This is a genomic window from Gordonia sp. IITR100 (assembly GCF_002009645.1).
GTDB classification, from domain to species: domain Bacteria; phylum Actinomycetota; class Actinomycetes; order Mycobacteriales; family Mycobacteriaceae; genus Gordonia; species Gordonia hongkongensis.
Genome location: NZ_MVKV01000004.1, coordinates 1 through 23,300, shown reverse-complemented (window position 1 = coordinate 23,300; position 23,300 = coordinate 1). Strand labels below are relative to the sequence as shown.

At 67.4% G+C, this 23,300-nt stretch carries 22 protein-coding genes and 1 pseudogene; 11 read left to right on the top strand and 12 right to left on the bottom strand.

Going from position 1 to position 23,300, the window contains the following annotated elements; genetic code table 11:
* Positions 1–6: 6 nt before the first annotated feature.
* Genes B1818_RS08670 through B1818_RS08645 form a run of 6 tightly spaced genes read right to left on the bottom strand, consistent with a single transcriptional unit; the run spans position 7 to position 5,513 of the window.
* Positions 7–1,017, bottom strand: a complete 1,011-nt coding sequence (locus B1818_RS08670) for a DUF3445 domain-containing protein (protein ID WP_078112481.1) — start codon at positions 1,015–1,017, stop codon at positions 7–9.
* Positions 1,014–2,012: a PDR/VanB family oxidoreductase gene (locus B1818_RS08665; RefSeq protein ID WP_068972136.1), complete on the bottom strand. Its 999-nt coding sequence runs from the start codon at positions 2,010–2,012 to the stop codon at positions 1,014–1,016. The genes B1818_RS08670 and B1818_RS08665 overlap by 4 nt, the downstream gene beginning before the upstream one ends.
* Complete coding sequence (locus B1818_RS08660; protein WP_078112480.1) at positions 2,009–3,541, bottom strand: DUF3445 domain-containing protein; 1,533 nt, start codon at positions 3,539–3,541, stop codon at positions 2,009–2,011. The genes B1818_RS08665 and B1818_RS08660 overlap by 4 nt, the downstream gene beginning before the upstream one ends.
* The gene (locus B1818_RS08655; protein WP_078112479.1) at positions 3,538–4,539 is read right to left on the bottom strand and encodes a PDR/VanB family oxidoreductase; all 1,002 of its coding nucleotides are present in this window, start codon (positions 4,537–4,539) and stop codon (positions 3,538–3,540) included. The genes B1818_RS08660 and B1818_RS08655 overlap by 4 nt, the downstream gene beginning before the upstream one ends.
* Positions 4,536–5,120, bottom strand: a complete 585-nt coding sequence (locus tag B1818_RS08650) for a dimethylamine monooxygenase subunit DmmA family protein (RefSeq protein ID WP_078112478.1) — start codon at positions 5,118–5,120, stop codon at positions 4,536–4,538. The genes B1818_RS08655 and B1818_RS08650 overlap by 4 nt, the downstream gene beginning before the upstream one ends.
* A 9-nt stretch (positions 5,121–5,129) precedes the next feature.
* Positions 5,130–5,513, bottom strand: coding sequence for an ethanolamine utilization protein (locus B1818_RS08645; RefSeq protein ID WP_058252945.1), 384 nt, complete (start codon positions 5,511–5,513; stop codon positions 5,130–5,132).
* Between the two features lie 554 nt (positions 5,514–6,067).
* Between B1818_RS08645 and B1818_RS08640 the strand changes: the two genes are divergently transcribed.
* Together B1818_RS08640 and B1818_RS08635 are read left to right on the top strand one after the other, a co-directional pair.
* On the top strand, positions 6,068–6,358 hold the full coding sequence (locus B1818_RS08640) for a WhiB family transcriptional regulator (RefSeq protein WP_058252946.1): 291 nt from the start codon (positions 6,068–6,070) through the stop codon (positions 6,356–6,358).
* Positions 6,359–6,483: 125 nt separating this feature from the next.
* Complete coding sequence (locus tag B1818_RS08635; protein WP_078112477.1) at positions 6,484–6,816, top strand: hypothetical protein; 333 nt, start codon at positions 6,484–6,486, stop codon at positions 6,814–6,816.
* A gap of 25 nt (positions 6,817–6,841) precedes the next feature.
* Here B1818_RS08635 and B1818_RS24740 read toward each other — a convergent pair whose 3' ends face one another.
* Both B1818_RS24740 and B1818_RS24735 read right to left on the bottom strand, forming a co-directional pair.
* On the bottom strand, positions 6,842–7,384 hold the full coding sequence (locus tag B1818_RS24740) for a hypothetical protein (RefSeq protein WP_368275503.1): 543 nt from the start codon (positions 7,382–7,384) through the stop codon (positions 6,842–6,844).
* A 199-nt stretch (positions 7,385–7,583) separates the two neighbouring features.
* Positions 7,584–8,213: pseudogene (locus tag B1818_RS24735) on the bottom strand (MFS transporter); the annotation flags it as partial.
* 227 nt (positions 8,214–8,440) lie between these two features.
* Between B1818_RS24735 and B1818_RS08625 the strand changes: the two are divergent.
* A complete protein-coding gene (locus B1818_RS08625; protein ID WP_078112476.1) occupies positions 8,441–9,064 on the top strand; it encodes a TetR family transcriptional regulator in 624 nt (207 codons plus the stop codon).
* Here B1818_RS08625 and B1818_RS08620 read toward each other — a convergent pair.
* Positions 9,061–10,401: an amylo-alpha-1,6-glucosidase gene (locus tag B1818_RS08620; RefSeq protein WP_078112612.1), complete on the bottom strand. Its 1,341-nt coding sequence runs from the start codon at positions 10,399–10,401 to the stop codon at positions 9,061–9,063. The two genes, B1818_RS08625 and B1818_RS08620, sit on opposite strands and share 4 nt — an antisense overlap.
* Before the next feature lie 85 nt (positions 10,402–10,486).
* Here B1818_RS08620 and B1818_RS08615 point away from each other — a divergent pair, with 85 nt between their 5' ends.
* Together B1818_RS08615 and B1818_RS08610 are read left to right on the top strand one after the other, a co-directional pair.
* Positions 10,487–11,167, top strand: a complete 681-nt coding sequence (locus B1818_RS08615) for an SDR family oxidoreductase (protein WP_078112475.1) — start codon at positions 10,487–10,489, stop codon at positions 11,165–11,167.
* Between the two features lie 269 nt (positions 11,168–11,436).
* Entirely contained in the window at positions 11,437–12,786 is a 1,350-nt protein-coding gene (locus tag B1818_RS08610) for an IS110 family transposase (protein WP_176455903.1), read from the top strand.
* Between the two features lie 295 nt (positions 12,787–13,081).
* Here the strand turns inward: B1818_RS08610 and B1818_RS08605 are convergent, their stop codons facing one another.
* The gene (locus B1818_RS08605) at positions 13,082–13,471 is read right to left on the bottom strand and encodes a nuclear transport factor 2 family protein (RefSeq protein ID WP_065631129.1); all 390 of its coding nucleotides are present in this window, start codon (positions 13,469–13,471) and stop codon (positions 13,082–13,084) included.
* A 373-nt stretch (positions 13,472–13,844) separates the two neighbouring features.
* Here B1818_RS08605 and B1818_RS08600 point away from each other — a divergent pair, with 373 nt between their 5' ends.
* From B1818_RS08600 to B1818_RS08580, 5 genes are read left to right on the top strand one after another with little or no spacing between them, the layout of a single operon-like run.
* The gene (locus B1818_RS08600; RefSeq protein WP_078112473.1) at positions 13,845–14,729 is read left to right on the top strand and encodes a glycerophosphoryl diester phosphodiesterase membrane domain-containing protein; all 885 of its coding nucleotides are present in this window, start codon (positions 13,845–13,847) and stop codon (positions 14,727–14,729) included.
* The gene (locus B1818_RS08595; protein ID WP_058252953.1) at positions 14,726–15,406 is read left to right on the top strand and encodes a DUF4129 domain-containing protein; all 681 of its coding nucleotides are present in this window, start codon (positions 14,726–14,728) and stop codon (positions 15,404–15,406) included. Before B1818_RS08600 ends, B1818_RS08595 begins: the two co-directional genes overlap by 4 nt.
* Entirely contained in the window at positions 15,403–16,695 is a 1,293-nt protein-coding gene (locus tag B1818_RS08590; protein WP_254859614.1) for a DUF4350 domain-containing protein, read from the top strand. Before B1818_RS08595 ends, B1818_RS08590 begins: the two co-directional genes overlap by 4 nt.
* A complete protein-coding gene (locus tag B1818_RS08585; RefSeq protein ID WP_058252954.1) occupies positions 16,692–17,774 on the top strand; it encodes a MoxR family ATPase in 1,083 nt (360 codons plus the stop codon). The genes B1818_RS08590 and B1818_RS08585 overlap by 4 nt, the downstream gene beginning before the upstream one ends.
* A complete protein-coding gene (locus B1818_RS08580; RefSeq protein WP_058252955.1) occupies positions 17,774–19,066 on the top strand; it encodes a DUF58 domain-containing protein in 1,293 nt (430 codons plus the stop codon). Before B1818_RS08585 ends, B1818_RS08580 begins: the two co-directional genes overlap by 1 nt.
* Before the next feature lie 947 nt (positions 19,067–20,013).
* On the opposite strand, the gene B1818_RS08575 is transcribed toward B1818_RS08580, so the two are convergent.
* Positions 20,014–20,472: an Hsp20/alpha crystallin family protein gene (locus B1818_RS08575; protein WP_058252977.1), complete on the bottom strand. Its 459-nt coding sequence runs from the start codon at positions 20,470–20,472 to the stop codon at positions 20,014–20,016.
* A 682-nt stretch (positions 20,473–21,154) separates the two neighbouring features.
* On the opposite strand from B1818_RS08575, the gene B1818_RS24665 reads away from it, so the two are divergent.
* Positions 21,155–21,280 (top strand): hypothetical protein, encoded by a 126-nt coding sequence (locus B1818_RS24665; RefSeq protein WP_269434039.1) that lies wholly within the window; start codon positions 21,155–21,157, stop codon positions 21,278–21,280.
* A 475-nt stretch (positions 21,281–21,755) separates the two neighbouring features.
* Here the strand turns inward: B1818_RS24665 and B1818_RS08570 are convergent, their stop codons facing one another.
* Entirely contained in the window at positions 21,756–23,096 is a 1,341-nt protein-coding gene (locus B1818_RS08570; protein ID WP_254859612.1) for an IS256 family transposase, read from the bottom strand.
* Positions 23,097–23,300: the final 204 nt, after the last annotated feature.

Below are 23,300 nucleotides of genomic sequence, written 5' to 3'. Positions count from 1 at the left end.
CAGGGCTCACGGGCGACTTTGACCGCGGAGATATGCGACGACGTTGTCGCGATAGTCGAGAAAACCCTTGTAGGCGGCGATGTCCTCGCCGAGCGTCTCGATGACGGTCGCCAATTGACCGGCCCACTCGGGTATGCGCTTCACGTCCTCGAGCGAGGCCATGAATGTCCGGATATTGAACGTCACCGCACCCGACATCGGCAACCGGACGAAGTGTTCCAGCTCGATGCGCAGTCGCGCGCGGCCGAAATCGCCGTCGGCGATCATGCCCGCGACGTCGCCCGCCCACTCCGGCAGCTCCTCGAGACTGACGTCGAGTTTGTGGGAGTCCGACGCCGACAGCGTCCAGTTCACCCTGCGGTACACCTGGTCTGCGGGTAGCCTCCGCAGGAACTGTTCGGCGCGGGCGACGATGCCTTCGCGGAGCATGCGGGGAACGGGCGCGTGGATCTCGTACATGTCCATCCCGACGTCGAAGGACACCGACCACGCGGCGGCGAAGGTGACCACGCCGGCGTCGAAGTACAGGTGCCCGTCGCGTTCGGTGACGAGCAGCAGGTCGTCGGGTACCTCACGCGCCAGGAATTCCATGGGGCCGCAGGGGAGGGTGGCCGGATCGCCCAGGACGAACTCCTGATCCGTACCCAGAAGCCGGTTGCACCAATGGAATCGACCGTCACCGTGTTCGGTGAGCTCCATCGCCGCGGGGTAGGCGTGACCGAGATCGCGCAGGTAGTACAACAGCAGATCCCAGGAGGCCAGTTCCATCCCCGGGCGCACACGGACGCGTGTGGGATCGGTGTCGAGGATCCGCCGTCGCTCGGCCATGATCTCCGGATACTCGGCGCCGCCGAGATCGACGAGGTGCCTACCCCATTCGCCGGCCCGGGTCGGGCGCGGGATGCGTGCCGGTTCGACGTTCACGCTGTAGGAGAACTGCTCCATCTCGTCCGGAAACGGCCACGGCAGGTTCGCCAGGTGGTCGACCCGACGGGTCGGGAACGATTCGATGCTCACAGGTCCACCTCGATGTCCTGACCGCGCGAGACACAACACAGCATGGCGTCGCCCACGGTCTTCTCGTCGTCGGTCAGTACGAAGTCGCGGTGCTCGATTCGGCCGCTTCGCACCGGGATTCGGCATTCGCCGCACACGCCTTGACGGCACAGACTCGGCACCGGGACGCCGTTGTCGAGCAACCGCTGCAGCAGCGACACACCCGGTGGCACGTCGATGCGGAGGCCGGAAGACGCCACCGTCACGGTGAAGGGATCGCCGGGAACCTGTTCGGGGGCGGTGAAACGTTCGAGATGTACTCGCGCGCTCGGCCATCCGGCGGCCTCCGCGAGCCGGGTGTACGCCTCCAGGAGTGACGTGGGACCACAGGCATAGGCGTGCGTTCCGAGCGGTTGCGCCCGCAATCGTTCAGCGATCACCCGCATGGTGGCCGCAGCCCCGGACACCTCGTGCAGCGTCACGGAAGGTTGCATGGCGAGCGCCCGCAGGTCCTCGGCGTGCGCACCGCATCCACGCCGATAGGAGTAGACGATGTCGGCCCGACGCCCGTCCCGAGCGAGGGCACGGGCGTGTGACAGCACCGGAGTGACCCCGATTCCGCCCGCGATCAGCAATGCGCCGCGCTGATCGAGCACCGGCGGGAACATCGAACGCGGACCCTCGATCTCGACGACGGCATCGACGACGAGGTTGTCGTGCAACCAATCCGAACCACCGCCCGCACCACGTCGCAACACCGAGATGCCGTAGCTGGTCGGGTACATCCCGTCGTCGACGAGCGAGTAGGCATTCCGCTGTCCGCCGGCCGAGATGATGAGATGGCTGCCCGGCTGGTACGCGGTCAGGACCGCGTGGGCGTCGTCGACGGGGCCGAACCGGAAATGGGTGACCTCGTCGGTGAGTTGCCGCACGGACATGACACGCATCGGTCGCGGACCGGTGGCGTAGGCCGGATGAAGGTGGGCCGGGTACTGCCCTACGGCGACCGCGGTCATTCGTCACCGCCGACCGCAGAGGCCAGGAAGCTGCCCATCACCGGTGAATGGTGTTCGTGCACCTCGAGATCCCGAGCGCAACCGGGGCACGCGACGACGCCGCCGACAACGGCCTCGGCGCGAAAGGTCTCGCGGCAATGCGCGCAGTAGAGCGGTAGGTCGCGGGTGTGCGTGACATAGCACGACAGTTCGGCCGCCACCGCCCCCGCGTTACGCGCCATGGCGAGTGCCGTCATGACGTCGTACTGCCCGCCGGTGACCAGGATTCGGGTACCGGTGCGGCACTCGTCCAGAGCAGACTGCAACGCCGATCTGTCGACCGCGTCGCCCAGTGAGTCAAGGACAACCAACCGCGTCTCTCCGGCGGACTCGGCGGCCGCCACCCAGTTCCGTGACACGTGCGCGGCCGCCGGATCGTCGCCGATCGCCACCACGAGGAACGCCGCCCCGCTGGTGTCGACGGCCGGGGGCGAGGCGGGCCACCGCGGCATGCCGGGCCCGGTGGTCCCCGGCGTCGCCGGTGCGGCCGCGCGCAGCCACTGCGCCGCACGATCCCGGAACTTGATGATGCCCTTGTATTCGGCCATGTCAGTGGGCAATTCGGCCAGCACGTCCGCAGTCCGCCGCCGCCAGACGTCGATGGTGGCGACTTGCTCGAGCGGAAGCATGTACGTCCGGATGAGGAACATCACCGCACCCGAATCCGGCAGCCGGATGAGGTGTTGCACTTCGACGCGGAGGTGTACCCGCCTGCCGAACTCATCGTCGGGGACCTGCTGGATGACCTCCCGGTCCGGTCCCCACTCGTGATAGATCTCGGTCGAGACGTCGAGCCTGCGGTCGATCGTCAACGTCCAGTTGGTTCGTCGATACGGCTGATGAGGTTGGAGGCGCTTGAGGAACTCGTGCGCACGGGTGATGACGCCTTCGGGGTGGATGCGCGGCACCGGTCCGTGGATCTCGAGGAAGCTCATCCCGACGTCGAATCCGAAACTCCAATCGGCGGCGAAGGTGACGACCCCGGCATCGACGTGGAGTTGCCCATTGCGCTGATCCAGGAGGGCGATGTCCTCCTGGACCTGAGAGCTGATGTAGCGCAACGGCTCCTCGGGAAGTGACGCCGGGTCACCGTATCGGAAGTGTTGCTCGATCCCGAGGATCTCGTTGTGCCACAACCAGGTGTCGGGTCCGGTCGACGCGAGCCGGAACCCGGGACAGGTCGCGGCGAGCTCACCCATGACGGTCAACATCGCGTCCCACGCGGCCGGGACCATATGCGGCAACACAGCATGGCGGGTGGGATCGGCGGCCAGGATCACCGCGCGCTGATCGATCTCGGTGCGGTACTCCGAATCGATGTCGACAACCGTCGTCCCCCACTCGCCGGCCGCCGTGGTCACCGGGGTCCGGGCCGGCTCGACATTCGTGCTGTAGCGATAGCGGTCCTCGGGGAACGGGAACGGGAAGCCCGCGAGGAGATCCGGCGCGACCGTCGTCGTCGCTCCGCCCGGGTCGAGAATGTCTGTCACAGGGGAACCTCCAGGGTGCTGGCGGCCGAAGCGCGAGAGACGCACGGCATGATGGCGTTGCCCGCGTCCTTCTCCTCGGAGGTGAGGTAGAGATCGCGGTGGACCGGGATACCGCCGGCGAGCGGAATGCGGCACTCACCGCACACGCCTTGCCGGCAGAGATTCGGCACGACGATGCCCTCGTTCTCGAGAGCCTCGAGCATGCTCGTCCCCGCCGGTACATCGACCGCCCGCCCGGAAGCGGTCAGCTCCACACGGAACGGGTCGCCGGCGTCCAGAGCGTCGATCCCGAACCGCTCGAGATGAATCCGCGATTCCGGCCAACCGGCGTCCACCGCCGCAGCGGTGACCGCGTCGATCATCGCCGACGGACCGCACACGTACAGGTGGGTACCGATCGGCTGGGTACGCAGGGCTTGTGCGAGGCGATCGGCGAAGGAGTGCCGGTCGGTGAACAGTTCGGCGCGGGGTCCGGCGAGTGCGGTGACCTCGTCGAGGTGGGCGGCCGCCGAATCACGGAAGACATACAGCAGTTGCACATCCCGGCGCCAGCGAGCCGCCGACCGAAGGTGGGACACCATCGGCGTGATCCCGATCCCCCCGGCGATCAGGAGATGTTTACGCGCCCGGGCGACCGGAGCGAACGCGCTGCGCGGCAACCCCACCGACACCGTTGCACCGACCTCGAGTTCGTCATGCAGCCAACGTGATCCGCCCTTGCCGTCATCGAGTCGGAGCACCGAGATCGAGTAGTGCAACGGATGCGCGCCGTCGCCGGTCAGGCTGTAGGCGTTGGTGAAGGCACCCGCGTGCACGACGACGTGACTGCCCGGGATGTAACCGGGCAGCACGTTGCCGCCGGGGCTGGCGAAGGTGATCGTGCGGATGTCTCGGGCGGGGGCGTCGACAGCCGTGACGACGAGTTCCAGCGTCGTCGCGCCGGCTCCGGGACGCACGACGGACTCGGGGGTGCTCATCTCGGCCACTCCGGTGTTCATGAGGGGTCCTTCATGAGGGTGGGTACCTCGCCTGGTCCGGTTCCCGGACAGGCCGGCTGGGCGGTCTCGGCGTCGGCCATGAAACCCAGATACTGTCCGGTTCGACGCGAGACGTGGTGGTACACGAGCAGGTCGCGACGGCATCCGACGCACCCGACGATGTCATCGACGTCCGCAGCCGCGCGGGTGACCGATCGGCAGTGTGCGCAGAAGATCTCCACGACGCTCTGCGGCGCGGAAGTCACCGGTACGACGGCGATCTCGTCGTCCTCGAGTCCGGCACCGAGTGCGACTGCGCGCAGTGTCAGTGCCGATCCCGGCTCCGCCACTATCCAGACTCGCACGCCGACAACGGCTTCGGCGAGTGTGCTGCCGAGCTGGGCGCCGACCGAGTCGGTGTCCCCGTGGATACGCGTGGTGGCACGCGGAGGTAGTGATGACTCCCAGCGAGCCAGGGTTTCGGCGACATCCCCGACACCGACCAGCACGTACGAGTTGCCGGTCGGTGCGGGCGTCGTCGCCTCGATCGTTACGCCGGGACGTGCCCACGTCGGCACGCTGGAGAAGTCGATCTGCGACATGGCAGCGACTCAGAGGAGGGTCGCGTCGCGCAACCCGGTGTAGAAGGCGAGCGCGTAGTCGGGGGTGCTGAAGTAGATTTTGGACCCCTTCGGGAAGAAGATCGCGTCCTTGGCCTTGGCCACAGTCTTCTGCCCGGTCTCCTTGTTCTCCAGGAGGAACTCGCCTTCGAGCACGACCTTCATCTCGTCGTATTCGTACTCGTAGTACAGCGGTTCGTCGGTGTGGCGCAGCTCGAAGTACCCGCTGCACATCGGGCTTCCGTCCGGGTTCTCGTAGACGTCGCCGATGAAGCCCTCGGTGCCCGGGTACTCCGCCTCGGGCATCTTCGGCAGATCCTCGTATCCGCCGCTGGTCACACGGAACTCCAGGGCCTTGGCACTCTCGATGGTCACGATGCTCCTTCACAGGTTCGATCTGGGCGTACTCGCGGGCGGCGGTACGTCGACGACATCCGGGGGTCCGCGCCCCATCGGCGCGACTCCCCGTAGTGGACTTTGTCCCCTGTTATGAAACAAGCGTCGTGTTTCGTAGGTGTGACGGCGCTGTAATGGCGTGCTACGGAACCGGCCCGTCCCGGGCAGGGTGAGCGGTCGGGCACGCAGACATCGACCCGCAGGTGCTCACCGTTTCGGCCCCTGGTCGGTCGGGTACCGCGGTCGGCAAGCCGGTTCCGCCGCATGCGAGCGACCCGGCCCAGGCGCCCGGTTGAGAACCCAGCCGGGCGCCGTCTCATGTCTCCACTCCGCGGGCCTGCTCGACCGACTGCGACAGCGCCGCAACGTGATTCGTGATCGGTGTTGCACCTTCGACCAGACTCTGACAACATACGTTCTCAGTTTGATCGGAGGGATCGATGGGCCATCGGCGTCAGTGGGTGACGGTTGCCGGCGCAACCAGCACGACGGGTCGTGCACGAGGTGCGCGCGATGTCGGCGGAGTGCCTGACATGCAACCCACGTGTACCTCGAACCCGGACGCCTGGTTCCCGGAGCAGGCCGCCGGTGCCCGGAGCCTGGCCAATCGGCACGCTGTCGACGGGTGCGTCCGCTGTCCGATCCGTTCGCGCTGCGCCCGCCTCGCCCTGGACGATCCGACTCACCTGACCGGGATCTGGGCGGGTGTCTACGTGCCGCCGCCGGGCAACCAGCACCGGGCCCGTACCCATGCACTGAATCGATTGCGATCCATCGGCTTTCCACACGCACACCCGAACGAAGAGCACCGGACGACGGCCTGACCCGACGATGCGGTGGCATTCGCACACGACATCGGCCCGGGTGCGGCGACTACCTCAGAGGTAGTGGCTCTCACGACGTCTGACGCCGACACTGGGATCACGACGATCCGCAGAGGAGGTGTCTGATGACCGACCGACCGACCGCCGTCGGCAGAAGGCCCGCTGCTCTCCTCGCGCCCACGGGCTCGAGTCCGCGGTGGCTGACCGCGGTCATGCGGTGCGATCGCGCCCTGTCCTCGTGGTTCATCGGGGCGGGCTTCTTCTTCGCGCCGGTCTTGTTGATCCTCGACCCGTGGCCTGCCGCCGTCGTGATCGCCTGGGTGGCGATCTCGGTGTCCGGGCTGTGGCTCGGTCTGCTCGGCGTCTTCATGGCCGCCGGCCTGGCGCAGGTGCTGCGCGCCGGCGACGAGATCCCCGACGAGTTCTGGTCCGGTCTGCTGGATTACCGGACCCGATGAGCCGGCCGGCGCGACGGTCGAGCGGCTAGGCCGACTCGGCGGCCCGGGCCGTCGGTGCACCCGTTCGGCCACGGACGAGCGCGGCCGCTGCGATGAGCACAAGTGACAGGCAGGCCGCGACGACGAAGGCCAGATGAATGCCATCGGCCCCCGCCTGCAGCGGGTTCACCCCGTCGTCGATGGCCGACTGTGTACCCCGGGACATCAGCGTGATGAACAGCGCGGTGCCTGCCGCTCCCGCGACCTGCTGGATGGTGCTGACGGTCGCGCTGCCGTGCGAGTACAGCTCGGGACTCAGCGATCCCAGCGCCGAGGTCATGAGCGGCGTCAGACCGAAAGCGATACCAGCACTGAGGATCACGTGAGCCGCGATCACCATGCCCAACGACGACCCGGCGTCGAGCGTGGTGAGCAGCCACGTGCCGGCACTGACGGCCACAGTGCCCGGTAGCACCAGTGGTCGTGCACCGACCTTGTCGAACAATGCACCGACGAACGGCGCCAACAGACCCATCACCAGGCCACCGGGCAGGAGCACGAGGCCGGTGGTCAGGACGTCCTTGCCCATCACGTTCTGTAGGAAAAGGGGAAGCAGGATTGAGTGCGCCGAAGAGCGTCAGCATGAACCCGGCCATCAGCACGACGGCCAAGCGGAACGGTGCGATCGCGAAGGTCCGCAGGTCGAGCAGCGCCAAGCCGCGATCGGCGAGTTTGAGCTGTCGCACGACGAACAACGCGAGCGCGACGGCGCCGATGACGAGTGGCACCCACGGTGGGATCGGGGCGTGCCCACCCGCCGACTCCCCGATGCTGCTGAGACCGTAGACGACACCGCCGAAGCCGAGAGCCGACAACGGGACCGAGATGAGGTCGAGCTGCGCGGGCCGACGTTCGGTGACGTTGCGGACGAACACCCCGCCGAGGATCAGCGCACCGATCGCGATGGGCAGCACGATCCAGAACATGGCTCGCCAGCTGAGGGACTGCAGGATCAGGCCGGACACCGTCGGACCGACGGCCGGCGCGACGGCGATCACGATGGAGACCAGTCCCATCGTGCGGCCACGATTCTGCTCCGAGACGACGTTCAGGATCGTCGTCATCAGCAGCGGGACCATGAGCGCGGTGCCGGACGCCTGCACCACGCGGGCGACGATCAGGAGTTCGAAGCCCGGCGCGAGGGCGGCGGCGAGGGTGCCGATCGTGAACAACGTCATCGCCGCGATGTAGATCGACCGCAGGGTGAATCGCTGCATCAGGTAGCCGGTGATCGGGATGACGATCGCCATTGTCAGCAGGAACCCGCTGGTGAGCCATTGCGCGGTGGCGGCGGTGATCTCGAGGTCGGCCATCAGGGTGGGCAATGCGACGCTCAGGATCGTTTCGTTCAGGATCACCACGAAGGCCGCAACCAGCAGGACCCCGATGAGCAAGACGGCGCTGCGATCCGTGCCGGTGTCGGTTCTGTTGTCGGTGCCCGGGAGGGCGGCGTTCTCGGTCACTGTCGTTCTCTCATCGCTGTGGTGGTCCGGGTCGATCACACAGCGACGCTACCGGAAAGTGGCAGAGACTGCCAGGCTGGCACTGACTGACACCCGCGCCGGTCGACCGCTAGTCTCGACCCATGCCGGAATCCTCCGAGACCGGCGGGTTGCGGGCCCGCCGTCGAGATGCGACGCGCCTGGAGATCCACGAGGCCGCAGTGGAACTGTTCGAGCGCAACGGTTTCGACGAGACGACGGTCGACGAGATCGCCGCTGCCGCCGGGGTCTCACCGCGCACGTTCTTCCGGTATTTCCCGACCAAGGAAGAGTGCGTGCTCTTCGACCGCTTCGGTTTCGACCAGGCACTCGACGACCATCTGGCCGGCATCGACCCCGATGCCCTGTCGCTCGCCGACATCGAGGGCGTCTACCGGCAGCTCCTGGAGGGGTTCGGTGATCGCAGCGACGACGTGTCCGCCCATTTCATGCGCGTGCAGAAACTCGTACTCGCGACACCCACCCTGAGCCGAGCCGCCCTCGGCCGCTACGCCGACAAGTCACGCCGACGGCCCGAGGCCCTGGGCGACCGCAGCTCGGCGCGAACTCGCGGTCAGCTACGGATGATCCTGGAGATCGCCAATCTCGAAGTGCAGTGCGCCTTCGAGGAGTGGGTAGAGATCAACGAGCGTCCCGGGTCGTCGGGGACGCCCCGGCCGCTCGTGGACGTCTACGACGACGTGTGCCGTCGGATGCGGGAGCTCTAGTCGAGCCAGTCGAGCACCGACGCCGCGGTCCAGCTCTGTTGCATGCTGCCGAGCGGTTCGCCGGTGAACGGCTCGTAGTATTCGGCGAACGTCCCGTCGGTGGCTTGGCGGAGTCCTTCCTCGCGCAGGCGCGCTGACCGCTCGGTCCAGCCGCGGCGGGCGAACGCCCAACTGAAGAGCCAGGTCATCACCGGCCAGACGGGCCCGCGCCAGTACTCGCGCGGGCGGAAGTCCGCCGAGATCGGTGACGTCGACGGCGGGACCGCGTACCGCAGATCCGGGTGGCCGCAGTAGCGCGGGCCGTCGAAGAGTCGCAGCAGCGCGCGTTCGCGGTCCCGGGAGAGGCCGCCGCACAGCAGCGGCGCGAACACCGCGATCGTCTCGGTGTTGATCCACGAGTTCGCGCGCAGGTCGAAATCCCGTGCGGCACCGTTCCGGTCGTTGGCGGCGGACACGACCCCCGCCCGGAACCGGTCAGCCCACGCGCGGAGATCCCGCACGTCCGACCGCGGCTTGGAGTAATCCTCGCCGATCGTCGCCAGCACGTCGCAGGCAACGGCGAAGATCGCGCTGACGAACACATCCTCGACGGCGAAGCTCATCGCCTTCGGGAGCAGCGCGTCGTCGTAATTGGCGCGCTTCATCTGTTCGACCAGCCAGATGTAGCGGTCGTACTCGAGGTCGGTGGGTCGCATCGAGAAATCGTCGACGTGATCGAGGTCGGCGCGCTGGTACGGCGGCAGGTCGACCCCGGGGATCACGTTGGCGTAGGCGGAATCCCAGCGTGGCGAGTTGTCCATCCCCGACTCCCAGCCGTGGAAGATGGTGATCCGCCCGCGCCCGTTGGGGTCTCGCGCGTGTGCCAGCCAGCGATGCCATCGCACCAGGGAACTCCAGCGCCGGTCGATGAACTCGTTGGCGACGGCGCGCGTGGTGCGACCGTGGCGTCGGGAATGGTCGAGGATGCGCTGCACCGCGATCGCATGCACCGGCGGCTGGGTGATACCGGACGTGTCGGGGAAGTCGGGCGCGCACTCGGCGAGGCGGGCGCACTCCCAGCGAGCCGGCCCCGGAAAGTAGCCGTCGCGGCCGTTCGCGAAGACGATGTGCGGAATCATCCCGTTGCGCCACTGCGCCGACAGCAGGGTGTCCATCTCGATGACGGCCCGCTCCACCGACAACGGTGCGAGACCGACCGTGACGAACGCCGCATCCCAGCTCCACATGTGCGGATACAACTTGGGCGCAGCGCTTGTCATCGTGCCCAGGTCGTTGCCTCGGAGCAGGTACGCGGCACGTGCCGACAGCTGCGTTGGGGTGAATCCGTACCTGGCCACGTCGACGATTGTGCCCCGCGACGTCGGCGTCTGCTCATCGAGCCCGACGGGGCTGCCACCCACGGATTCGCAGTAGGGTCGAGAGGTGCCCACCGCGTTGATCACCGGGGCGAGCCGCGGCCTCGGAGCCGAGATCGCCCGCCAGCTCGCGCCGACCCACGACCTCCTGCTCGGCGGACGACCCTCCCCCGAACTCGATCGGCTGGCGACCGAACTCGACGGCGCGAGCACCTTCGCCGTCGATCTCACCGGCTACGACGAGGTCGAAGCCGCGGTCGAGGCGATCACCGAGCTCGACGTCCTCGTCCACAACGCCGGGGTGGCCAGCAGTCTCGAACCGGTCGCGGAAACGCCGGTCGAGGAATGGCGTCACATCCTCGAGGTGAATCTCATCGCGGCCGCCGAGCTGACCCGGCTGCTGCTCCCCGCCCTGCGGGCGGCCGCCGGCCACGTCGTGTTCATCAACTCGGGCGCGGGACGTCGGGTCAACCCCGGATGGACCCCCTATGCAGCAAGCAAGTTCGCGGCGCGAGCGCTCGCCGACGGGTTGCGTGTCGAGGAACCGACCCTCCGGGTGACGTCCGTCTTCCCCGGCCGCATCGACACCGACATGCAGCGCGACATCGTCGCCATCGAAGGAAACGAGTACGACGGGTCGCGGTTCCTGCGTCCCGCGACCGTCGCCCGAGCAGTCGTGCACGCCATCTCCACCCCGGCCGACGCCCACCCCGAAGAAATCGTGCTGAGGCCGACCGGGCGGGGCTGACCCTTCCTGAGCGTCCGTATTCTCTGCTCCCTGAGGTGCGAGCGAAGCGAGCCACGAAGGGCCCGCAAGACGTCTGGGGGATCGCTAGAAACCGCCGTCCACCAGGCCCTTCGTGGCTCGTCGCTTGCGCTCCTCGCACCTCAGGGATCAAGGCTGACGCGCACTCCGCAAGCTCGCTCCTAGTAATAGCTGGAAGGGCTGGTAACTGGGACATCCTCCTGATGTGGTCGTAGGGGCTTGGTTATCCCAACCACAAAAGGAGGATGTCAATGTCTCAGGCTAGTCGTTTGAGTCGGGGAGACAAGCGTCGCAACGATCGGTTGACCCGGTTCCGGGGGATCGTGCGCCGCGACCACGCGGTCGTCGCGATCGATCTGGCATCGAACAAACAGGTCGTCGCGGTGGTCGATCACGACTCCCGCATCGTGGCGCGCCGCACGTTTCACTGCGCGCCACCACAGTTGGCCACCGCGATCGAGTGGAGCCGTACCGCCGCTGCTGCTGCGGGGTTTGCCGGCATCGTGATCGCGTGTGAACCGACCGGGCATCGCTGGAAAACAGTCCGAGACCTCACCGCTGCGGTCGGCGTGGACATGGTGTGCGTGCAACCGATCGCGGTGGCCCGCGCGCGGGAGACCGAAGACTTCACCCACGACAAATCCGACGACAAAGACGCCCTGCTGATCGCCCGGCTGACCACCCAACTCCACCTCTACCTACCCGAACACGCCGACGAGCAATGGAGCAGGCTACGCCACCTCGGTGTGCGCCGATCCCAGCAACTCACCCGCCGTAGCGCAGCCCAACAACAAGCCCGCGATCTGCTCGAGAGCAGCTGGCCAGAAGCGCTCGACTGCGCCGGGCAGCCGTTCAAATCGGTGACCTGGCTGGCCGCGATGGCCGTCATCGGCGCTGACCCGACACCCCTGACCGCCCAGAGCAGCCGCGACCAGGCGGTGGCGTGGCTACGGGAGCAGGTGCGCGCCGAGCTGCCCCGCTGGGGTGGGCGTCGGGTCACCACCCGCATCCTGGTCGCACTCGTCGACGCCGCCTTCGCGACCGAGACCACGATCACCGGCGAGGCTGGTGCGTTGGAACGGGCCCGCTACGCTCTCGACGATTTCGGGCACGCCCGCACCGCCTGCGAGCAGGTCGAACACCTCATGATCGAGGTCCTCACCGGGCTGGGCCTACGCGCCCTCGCCGAGTCCATCCCGGGGGTTTCGGTGGTCTCGGTCGCGGCGATCCTCGCCGAAACCGGTGATCTGACCCGTTTCGATTCCGCCCGCGCGGTGGTCAAACACGCCGGGCTGTGCCCGCGGGAGAACTCCTCGGGCAACTACCGCGGCACCACCCGCATCAGCGGGCGTGGCCGGCCGCTGTTGCGGGTCGCGGCGTGGCGGGCGGCGTTCGCCGCGCTCACCCACAACGAGGTGTACGCCGCCCGTTACCGGCACCTGACCAGCCGAGAGGCCAACCAGCTCAACCCCAACCAGGCCCGAGTAGCGATCGCTGCCGCCCTGCTGCGGCAACTGTTCGTCGTCATCACCACCGCCACGCCGTGGAACCCCGACATCGCTGCCGGCCGTACCCGCCCCGCCGAAAGGACCGCCGCCTGACCCCTCACACCCTCCGGCCGGGACAAGCTCGCTGCTCCTTGGGCACACAAGCCCGACCCTGAGCCTGAGCAGTCCCCACCGGCGCGAACCAAGCTCGAATGAAGGCTGTTGGGTACCAACCCGTTTGAACGCTAGGTAGAGCCCGCGCCCGGCACGACCCCGGCCCGCTCGAACCCACCCACACACCCATCCCGACAGGCCACCGGCCGCCGGGCCACACCCCCACGCCCACACCCATCACAGGACCCCATTGACACAACCCTCATAGGCTGCTCAGGGAGCTGAGGGGTCGCGGTCAGAGCTGCTTGAGATCCGACTGCTGCCAGACCGCGCGCATCGTCGACACCTTGCCCTCGGCGTCGAAGACCATGATGTCGACGGGGGTGATCTCGAAGGCGAGTCCGGCGGTCTTGGTGACCAGGGTGAACTCGAAGACCGCGGTGTCGCCGGCGATCTTCTTCCACTTGAGCGTCGCGGTGCGCTCGTCCATACCGGTGATCACCGAGTAGAACTCCACCAGCTGCTCGCGGGTGTCGCGGATGTCCGCGCCGATGGGGTCCTCGACGGTCGCGTCGGCGGCGTAGAGGTCGGCGATCTGCTCTGCGGTACCCGAGTTGAGCAGCTCGATATAAGAGTCGACGGCCGCGTCGATCTTCTCGGCGAGCCCGGCTTGTTCCACGGTCATGAATCCTCCAGAAAAGTAGAACGTGTTCTAATTCGGCACGGTAGCACGGCGTCCGTCAACCGGTGGATGATTTCGGTGCCCGGTCGGAGTTGTTTGATACGTTCGCCGCACAGTTTCCCCGCGTGCGGAAAGGCCGGTGCACCTCTCGATGACCGAGCCGCCGCGCGTACCTCCACCACCGTCCGGCGAGCCCCCGTGGCAGCCGCCCGTCGTATCCGACGAGTGGAGCCCGGTGCCAGATGCGGGACCGCCGCAGGGTCCACCCACACCGCGGCCGCCTACCGTGCCCGGACCGCAGCCGCAATGGGGTTCGGCGATGTCGACCCCACCTGGCTCGAGTGCTCCCCTTCCGGGGAACGGGTGGGCGGGGTGGATGCCGCCACGACGACCGACGCCCGTCAGCGCACTGCTGCAACAGATCTTCTCCACCACGTTCGCGGCACCGCGCGTCTTCCTGGGCCTCGTCGGCGTGAGCTGGGGCGCGGCGGCGGCACCAGTCGCGCTCGTCACCTGGTGGCTGGTGAGCGCCGAACCGACCCTCGACGACCCGGACGACTGGGCGAGCCTGGCACCGGTCACCGCGTTCGTCCTCACTGTCTTTGCGCAGTGGACCGTCATGACCGGCGCACTCAGCGGTCTCGCCGCCCGTCCCCTGGCCCGCCTGCGCGCCGGGTCCGTACCGACAATCGACGACGCCCTGCGCGCGGGACGCCGGTCCCTCGCCCGACTGTCGGGGTGGACCGCACTCCTGGGACTCGCCGTCGCGGCGGCGTTCGCCCCGAGCATCGCACTCCTCGGACTGGGCATCGCCTCCGACGGAATCGTGCTGATCACCGGGAGTCTCCTCCTCTTCCTCGTCGCGCTCATCCCGGTGACGTGGCTGCTGGTACGCACGGTGTTCACGGCGCCGGCGATCGTGATAGACGGCCTCTCCGTGCGAGACGCGATCGCCCGCTCGGGGTCGTTGTCGGCGGAGCGGTTCTGGCGGACCTTCGGCATCCTGGCGGTCATGGTCGTGCTGGCGTGGGTCGCGATGACGACGATGATGTACCCCTTCGATCTCCTCGGATCGATCGCCGGCATGTGGTTCGACGACGGGGACGCCCGTGCCACCGAGACCGTCGTCGCGGTGATCGGCATCGTCGTGGCGTCGATGGTCGTGCAACCGGTACTGACCGTCGTCCCGGCCGTCCTGTTTGACGATGCACGCGCCGAGGCGGCCCCGACGCCGTTCTTCTCCGGACAGGGTGACCGGTGATCGGAGTTCTCGCTGCGCCATTGGACCCCGGCAACGACGAAGCACGCCGGTGGGCCGAGGAGGAGCTGTCCGAATCCGAGTATCAACCACCCGAACCGTCGTGGTTCGACCGCTTCGGTGAGCGGCTCTGGGAGTGGATCGCCGACAACGTTTTCGGCTGGTTCGGCGGCTCCGACACCCTTCGGGGCATCGTGATCGTCGTGGCGATCGCCCTCGTCCTCGGGCTCGTCGTCGCGGTCGTCCGGCATCTCCGACGCAACCCACGAGTTCCCCGCACCACCGCTGGCCCGCCAACGGGGTCGGTGCTGACAGGGCCGGCTCGGTCCGCGGCCGACTTCCGGTCCGACGCCGACGCCGCCTTCGCCGCGGGCCGGTACGACGAGTGTGTGCTCGCCGCCGTCCGTGCCGTGGCTCGTCGGGGTATCGAGCGCGGTCTGCTGGCCGATGAACCGTCTCTGACCGCCCACGAGGTCGCTGTCGACCTCGGACCCCGCTTCCCCACCTACGACTCCGGGTTACGAACGGCGACAGACCTGTTCGACGCCATCGCCTACGGCGACCGACACGCATCGGCCGAATCCGCGCGCGCGGTCCTCGACATCGAACGCGGGGTCTCGTCCGCACGGCCGGTCGACCAGGACACGGTCCGGTCGAGCCGACTGGCGGTGCCCCGGTGACCGGCACCGTGCAGGCGACGCCACCCGGACCCGTCACGTCGACGCCGATGCGACCGGCGCCCGCGAAGAACAAGACGCCGGCGTGGATCTGGGTGACCATCGTGCTGGTAGTGGTCGTCGTGGTCGCCGGCGTCGGGCTCCTCGGTGTCACGGCACTCACCGGGGCGCAAGGCACGCCCGGTCCCGGCGTAAGCTACGACCCCGACAACGCCCAGCCCACCGGATCGCGCGCTCTCGCTCAGATCCTCGACGACCACGGGACCGACCTCCGGCAGGTGCGCGGCCTCGCGGAGTTCACCGACGCCCCACGTCCCGGCCGCGGGACCACGGTGGTGGCGAGCTCGACCTCATCGCTCAATCCCGGTACGACACAACAGTTCCGAGAGCGCGTGCAGGACGCCGACCGCGTGATCCTGATCGCGCCGGACACCACCGTGCTCACCGCGCTCGACCTGCCCGTCACGTCCGGTTACGGCGCCGGCCCGGCAGCGGTCCCCGCGGGTTGCCGCACGCCCGGCATCGACGAGACCGACGTCGTCGACTTCAGTCCGTTCGGATACTCACCGACCTCGCCCGCGGCCACGGCCTGCTTCACGTCCGACGGGACATCGAATCTGGTCGTGGTCCCCCGCACCGCCGACCGTCCCGAATTCGTCGTCATCAGTGGCACAATGCTCACCAACGAGCACCTGGCACAGCAGGACAACGCCGGCGTCGCCGTGCGGATATTCGCGAGGTCCGACGAGATCCTCTGGTACGTGCCCTTCTTCACCGATCAAGTCGCGACCGAGGAGGAGGAGTCCGACATCCCGGCCGCGGTCGGGCCGCTGATCGTGTTGACCGTCTTCGCGGTTCTGGCCCTGATGTTGTGGCGGGGCCGGCGATTCGGCTCGCTGGTCACCGAGCCGCTCCCGGCGGTCGTCAAGGCGGTCGAGACCACCCGGGCGCGGGGCCGGATGTATCACCGCGCTGGAGCCGACGCGCGCGCCGCGGCGGCGCTGCGCATCCACACGCTGGGTTCGCTGGCGTCGTATCTGGGACTTCCGTTCGACGCCGCCCGTGCCACCGACGCACTGTCGCGACCCGACTGGGACACCGTCGTCGCGTCGACCGAGAACTCGGACCCGATGGTGTCGGCGATCGTCCTCGCCGTGGTGGGGGCTACGCACCGTGATCTGGGCGAGGTCCGGTCGCTGCTGTCCGGTCCGCTCCCCACCACCGACACCCAGCTCGTGCACTTCACCGCCGAGCTGACCAACCTCGAGAAGGAAGTCCGACACACGCCATGACCGTCGACCCGTCCCGCAACCCACGCCCCGGTCCGTTCGCCCCGGACGCATCCGTACACGCAGACCCGTTCGCCAAGGCACCTGCCGGGCCACCACCGGAGTACGCGCACCACCGACCCGGCGGAGCGCCGAACCGCGCCCGCGATGCGCTCGGGGCCGTGCGCGGCGAGGTCGGGAAAGCCGTCGTCGGCCAGGACCCGGCGGTGGCGGGCATCCTGATCGCGCTGCTCTGCCGCGGGCACATCCTGCTCGAAGGCGTTCCCGGCGTGGCCAAGACGCTGCTCGTCCGGTCGGTGGCGGCCGCGCTCGACGTCGAGACGAAGCGCGTGCAGTTCACCCCCGACCTCATGCCCGGTGATGTCACCGGCTCACTCGTGTTCGATTCCGCCAGCTCCGAATTCACCTTCCGCGAAGGACCGGTGTTCACCAATCTCCTGCTGGCCGACGAGATCAACCGCACCCCACCGAAGACCCAGGCGTCATTGCTCGAGGCGATGGAGGAACGGCAGGTCACCGTCGACGGGGATTCCCGCCCGCTGCCGAGCCCGTTCCTCGTCGCGGCGACGCAGAACCCGGTCGAGTACGAGGGCACCTACCCGTTGCCCGAAGCCCAGCTCGACCGCTTCCTGCTGAAGGTCACCCTGCCGCTCCCCCCTCGCGACGACGAGATCACCGTGCTGACGCGGCACGCCTCCGGATTCGATCCGCGGAATCTGTCCGCCGCCGGCCTCCGTCCGGTCGCCTCGGCCGCCGACATCGAGGCCGGCGCCGAGCAGGTCCGCCGGGTGACGGTCGCCCCGCAGGTCACCGCCTACATCGTCGACATCGCCCGGGCCACCCGATTCTCGCCGTCACTGGCCCTCGGCGTCAGTCCGCGCGGCGCAACCGCACTGCTCGGCACGAGCCGGGCATGGGCGTGGCTGAACGGCCGCGACTTCGTGACCCCCGACGACGTGCAGGCGCTCGCCCAATCGACGCTCGCGCACCGCCTGTCGTTGCGCCCGGAGGCCGAACTCGAAGGGGTGTCGGTGGGTTCGGTGCTCGACGCCGCGATCAACTCGGTGCCCGTCCCCCGCTGATGTTCCTCACCGGCCGCTTTCTGATCCTGGTGCTGCTCGGTGCGGTGCCCATCCTGATATGGCCGAACTACTTCGTCCCCGTGCTGTGGGCGCTGTTCTGTGTCCTGCTCACCTGCCTCGACATCGCGCTGGCAGGGTCCACGAAGTCGATCATCATGTCGCGGTCGGCACCCGCCCCGATCCGGCTCGGCCAGCGCACGACGTGTTCGATCGCCGTCACCAACCACGGCTCGCAGACGTTCCGCGGAGTCTTGCGCGACAGCTGGCAGCCGTCCGCGGGTGCGTCGGACAACACCCACCGGGCGTCCGTTCCACGTGCGGAGACCCGCTCGGTGACAACGACTCTCACCCCCACCCGGCGCGGTGACCGACTCGCGGTCCGGGTCGCCGTCCGCCGGGTGGGTCCCCTCGGCCTCGCCGGACGTCAACGGTCGGTGCCGTTGCCGGGCCGCGTCCGCGCGCTCCCGCCCTTCGACTCGCGGCGGCTGCTGCCGTCACGGTTGGCCCATCTGCGGCAGCTCGACGGCCGGTCGGCGGTGCGCGTGCGTGGTCAGGGAACCGAATTCGATTCCCTGCGTGACTATGTCGAGGGTGACGATGTCCGCAGCATCGACTGGCGGGCCACCGCCCGGCGTCGTTCGACCGTGGTGCGCACGTGGCAACCGGAGAAGGATCGGCACATCGTCATCGTCCTGGACACGTCTCGGACGTCGGCCGGGCGTGTGGGCGACACACCTCGACTCGACGCCGCGATGGATGCCGCGTTATTGCTTGCCGCGCTCGCGTCACATGCCGGCGACCGGGTCGATCTGATCGCCGGCGACCGGCGGGTCCATCGACGGGTGGTCGGCGTCGGTCGCACGATGCTGCTGAACAGCCTCGTCACCGCGATGGCGGATCTCGAGCCCGCCCTCCTGGAAGCAGATTGGCCACTTCTCGGTGCCGAGGTCGCCAAGATCGGGCGACAGCGCGCACTGCTGGTCCTACTCACGCCCCTCGAGCCCGCGGCCGTCGAGGAGTCGCTGCTCCCCCCGCTCTCGGTGCTCGCGCAACGCTACAAGGTCATCATCGGCTCAGTCGCCGACCCCGCCCTCGACGACATGCTGACCGAGCGCGCCGACGCCGCACAGATCTACGACGCCGCCGCCGCGGCACGCACACTCACCCTGCGGGACCGCACCGCCACCGCGGTGGGCCGGCTCGGCGTCGACGTGGTGGATGCCCCACCGGACAAGCTGCCCGCCAAGCTCGCCGATCACTATCTGTTACTCAAGTTGCGAGGGTTGCTCTGACCGGTGCGATTGATGCTCTTCGTCATGACAGTGACTGCTCGACAATCGTTTTCAATTTTGTGTATGCCAGCGGCGCCGACCACGCGAGGTGTCTCCGCTGGCACCGGTGTCGTTGCATTCCCACAGCTATGTCGCGCGTCGCCCGAGACGTTGTGAAGTTGATCTTGACAGACAGCCTTCATCCTCTGCTCTCGAGGCGAGACGACGGACACCGACAGTCGAGAGCAACCGACACGCTCCGCTACCACTGCACAGTCACTCGTTGCTGCTTTTCGCGTCCGATGCATCACTATGTTCCCGACACTGACCATGGTCACGAACACCTTGCTGGCATGGCATTCGAGGAGCCGATCGATCGCAGCTTCGGCGCGACGCGGACGATCAGAGTGCACTCAATCTGTGACAACGTATGCGACTGTGCCACTACCCAAGACAACTAGCGAGCAGCATCGACTGTCGGGCTGTTCAAAAGTGTCGGGCTCGTCATGAGACACCCGAATGAACCTGGGCCGCCCACCTCACTCGGGTCATGCCACGCCACGCTCGATGCGTGACAGCGATCGCCCAGAGCCCGAGACCGCCAACCCCTCCGGCTCCCGGACGCAGGCGTCTTTCAGAAGCTCTCAGATCGAGGTGGGCGGGCCACGCTGCCGCCCACCTCGCCTCACCACTCGGTGTCGCGGCCGCAGGTGCGCGATGCGAGCGGCGGTTCGGCTTGAACCAGGTACCCGGCGCCGAACGGTGCCGACCCCGCACGTGAGGGTAGGTAGCACCTGTTGCGGATCGCCGACCTGCGCGAAGACAGCATCGATTTCAGCGGCCAGCCAGGTGTCTTCGGCGTCGATCACGTCGACACATCCGGCTGGCGACGCAGCCGTGACGCAGCCCATCATCATCTCAGACCTCCCGGTACTGGGGTGACAGTGACGAACCACCTCCCCGGTCAGTCAGCCCGAGGCCGCCTCGGAGCCGGCGGTGATCTCCTGACGTCCGGCGCCGGAATGCTCGATGGCCACCTTGCGAGGCTTGGCCTTCTCGGCCACCGGGATCGTCACCGTGAGCACACCGTTGTCATAGGCAGCAGAGATCTTCGCCGGATCGACACCCTCACCCAGAGTGATCTGTCGACGATAGGTGCCGGCGAACCGCTCGTTGGCCAGCCACTGCACACCCTCATCCGAGAGTGCGCTGCGATGCGCCGACAAGGTCAACACCCCATTGTCGACGTTGAGATCGATCGAACCAGGATCAGCACCAGGCAGGTCGGCGATCAACGAATAGTGGTCGTCGACCTTGTACACATCGATCGGCATGAACCGCGGTGTACGTCGGCCAGCGCCGGACTCGCCGGTGAGAAGTCCTCGAGCCCAGTCATCAACCATGGAGAACGGATCGATACCCAGCATCGCAAACACCTCCTTGATCCACGGGTGCCGCCACGCTGACGGCACCACATCAACCATCACTGCGCGCCATCAGATTAGCACTCAACGCCAGTGAGTGCCAAGCGTCTTTTCGATGATCAACGCACTCAGTCCTCCACCGGCACAACAGCACTCGACCCAAGAGCAGAGCAGTAGCCCGCTTTCGGCATCGGGTGGCGATTCACCCAGACGAGTGCTATCTAGGAACACGACGTTCACCCCCGGCACGTTCCGGCGACATGACCCAGGAAGGACCCAACCGATGTCGGCCCCCGCCCCTGAACTTCACCCGATCGTCTGGCCCGACCCCAGCCCGCTGCAGCACTGGTGGACCCACATCATGGGCCGGCCACGTCACCACCCGGATCAATCCGAACACCGGTACCAGCCACACCGGACACCCGTAGAACAGCAGCGACGCACGCCCGGCCCGAATTAACCAGCATGGGTGCCTGTGGGCTCAACAGCATCCCTCGACAGCAGCTGGCTTCCGCTCGACGGCCCTGACCGCGTCACACACCTCTACGGCCGGGCCCACACCTCCCGAGGCGTAGTGACTTGGACGCCTCGAGCTCAGGGTGGCGTTTCGGGACGTGCGTCGGCCCTGCGACGACTCTTGTTGTCGCACAACTCCAATCCCACCACTTGGATCGAACTCGCAGTCATGACCTCTCGCAGCCTCACATTTCACCGTTACACCCCGCCCACCCCGCACCACGACCTACGGTGGGCCCTTGCCTACCTCATCACCCTGGCCGCCATCCTTGTATTCCTCACCACGTCGCAATGACACCTCGATCCCCTGGCGGGTTTGCCGGCGCCGCGACAGACCACGTCCGTCCACGCCTCGGCCAGCCCTGGCCGGGCACCCCGACAGCGGGTGACGGCAGCGGTTCCCTCGAAACCCTCGACGACCTACCTCCGAACCCGCGCCGTATCCGGTTCGAGCAGCCGCGCAGGAAAGCCCTCACCGCACACCGTTGCGACAGGGGACATTCCGCGGCGCACCACCACCCGACTCGCCGCAAAACTGGCCCCTCCGCGAGCCGAGCGTGCCCGCGATCGGAGGCTGCGCGAAGCCACGCAAGAAGCCGAACGTCATGACCTTCTGGAGGACCGCCGCCGGTCCGATCTCACACCTCCACAACGCTCACACCGCCACCGCCGGGATGTCGGCCGCATAGCGGATGACCGAGCCGACTCGGCCGAAACGAGGGTCTGTCCGATATTCGGTGTAAGCGGCGGTTTTCCGATTGCTCGGTGGGTCAGCGTTCTTCGGCTGCGGGCATACGATCGGCGAACGTGATGGCCAGGGCGTTGAGCGCTGGCTTCCAGCGTACGGCCCACTTCGTCTGACCGGTACCCTTTGGGTCCAGCGACCGGGTCACCAGGTACAGCGTTTTGAGTGCGGACTGCTCGTTCGGGAAGTGCCCGCGAGCGCGCACCGCACGCCGGTAACGGGCGTTGAGACTTTCGATCGCATTGGTAGAGCACAACACCCGCCGAATCTCGACGTCGTAGTCAAGAAACGGAATGAACTCCTCCCACGCGCTCTCCCACAGTGCCACGATCGCTGGGTACGGCTTTCCCCACTTCTCAGCGAATTCCTCCCACCGCAGCCGGGCCTCAGCGGCGGTCGGCGCGGTGTAGATCGGTGTGAGATCGGCGCTGATCTGGTCCCAGTACTTGCGGGAGGCGTACTTGAAGGTGTTGCGGATCAGATGGATGATGCACGTCTGTACCGTGGCCAACGGGAATGCGGCAGATACACTGTCGGGCAACCCTTTCAGCCCGTCACAGACAACGAAGAAGATGTCGCGGACACCCCGGTTCTCGAGGTTGGTGAGCACCGCCAACCAGAACCTGGCCGACTCGCCGCCCCCGTCACCGGCCCACATGCCGAGGATGTCTTTGTGCCCGTCGAGATCAACACCGATCGCAGCATAGATCGGCCGGTTACGTACCTGCCCGTCACGGATCTTGACCATGATCGCGTCGATGAACACCGCCGCGTACACCTTCTCCAGCGGGCGCGCCCACCAACCCACCATCTCCTCGATGACCCGATCAGTGATGCGCGAAACGGTGTCTTTCGACACCGACGCACCGTAGACATCGGCGAAATGCGCCGAGATCTCGCCGGTCGTGAGGCCTTTGGCATACAGCGACAGCACCACCCGATCCACATCGGTGACGCGACGCTTGCTCTTACCGACCATCACCGGGTCGAAGGTGCCGTTGCGGTCGCGGGGGACCTCGATGGGCACCTGCCCGCACGCATCGGTCAGGACCCGTTTCGTGCGCGTGCCGTTGCGTGAATTGCCGGTGTTGCGGCCGGCCACGTCATGTTTGTCGTAGCCAAGATGTTCGGTCATCTCCACATCGAGCGCGGCTTCGAGCACGCTCTTGGTCAATGCTTTGAGCAGCCCGTCAGGACCGGTCAGCGCCACCCCCTGAGCGCGTGAGCTACGTACCAGATCGCTCACCAAAGCCTGCTCGGCCTTCGAGAGCTCACGCACCGCATCCGCGGTGGTGACATCGTGTTCCCGACCGGTCTGAACCGGCCCTGCCACCGGGGCATCCACGCCCCCGATAGTGTCGGTCATCGTCGTGATTCCTCCTGCCCCACGCCGGGGGCGATCACAACCACTTACACCGAATCAGCGACAGTCGCGGCGGCGAGACCGGGATAGAGGGTCGGTAGAGAGCCACCCTGGCCCTCTGGGGCGTCGCGGTCGTGGTCACGACTTCTGGATGGGGATGGAAGCCTGCGAAGGTTGTTGGCCGCAATGTCTTTGGAGGACGAGGGA

Excerpts from the sequence above, each read along its gene's own strand:
- B1818_RS08570 (WP_254859612.1), bottom strand. The coding sequence starts at position 23,096 with ATGACCGACACTATCGGGGGCGTGGATGCCCCGGTGGCAGGGCCGGTT.
- B1818_RS24665 (WP_269434039.1), top strand. The coding sequence starts at position 21,155 with ATGACCTCTCGCAGCCTCACATTTCACCGTTACACCCCGCCCACCCCG.
- B1818_RS08610 (WP_176455903.1), top strand. The coding sequence starts at position 11,437 with ATGTCTCAGGCTAGTCGTTTGAGTCGGGGAGACAAGCGTCGCAACGAT.
- B1818_RS08605 (WP_065631129.1), bottom strand. The coding sequence starts at position 13,471 with ATGACCGTGGAACAAGCCGGGCTCGCCGAGAAGATCGACGCGGCCGTC.
- B1818_RS08665 (WP_068972136.1), bottom strand. The coding sequence starts at position 2,012 with ATGACCGCGGTCGCCGTAGGGCAGTACCCGGCCCACCTTCATCCGGCC.
- B1818_RS08580 (WP_058252955.1), top strand. The coding sequence starts at position 17,774 with ATGTTCCTCACCGGCCGCTTTCTGATCCTGGTGCTGCTCGGTGCGGTG.
- B1818_RS08625 (WP_078112476.1), top strand. The coding sequence starts at position 8,441 with ATGCCGGAATCCTCCGAGACCGGCGGGTTGCGGGCCCGCCGTCGAGAT.
- B1818_RS08655 (WP_078112479.1), bottom strand. The coding sequence starts at position 4,539 with ATGAACACCGGAGTGGCCGAGATGAGCACCCCCGAGTCCGTCGTGCGT.
- B1818_RS08635 (WP_078112477.1), top strand. The coding sequence starts at position 6,484 with ATGACCGACCGACCGACCGCCGTCGGCAGAAGGCCCGCTGCTCTCCTC.
- B1818_RS08600 (WP_078112473.1), top strand. The coding sequence starts at position 13,845 with ATGCCGCCACGACGACCGACGCCCGTCAGCGCACTGCTGCAACAGATC.
- B1818_RS08585 (WP_058252954.1), top strand. The coding sequence starts at position 16,692 with ATGACCGTCGACCCGTCCCGCAACCCACGCCCCGGTCCGTTCGCCCCG.
- B1818_RS08640 (WP_058252946.1), top strand. The coding sequence starts at position 6,068 with ATGCAACCCACGTGTACCTCGAACCCGGACGCCTGGTTCCCGGAGCAG.
- B1818_RS08575 (WP_058252977.1), bottom strand. The coding sequence starts at position 20,472 with ATGCTGGGTATCGATCCGTTCTCCATGGTTGATGACTGGGCTCGAGGA.
- B1818_RS08650 (WP_078112478.1), bottom strand. The coding sequence starts at position 5,120 with ATGTCGCAGATCGACTTCTCCAGCGTGCCGACGTGGGCACGTCCCGGC.
- B1818_RS24740 (WP_368275503.1), bottom strand. The coding sequence starts at position 7,384 with ATGGGCAAGGACGTCCTGACCACCGGCCTCGTGCTCCTGCCCGGTGGC.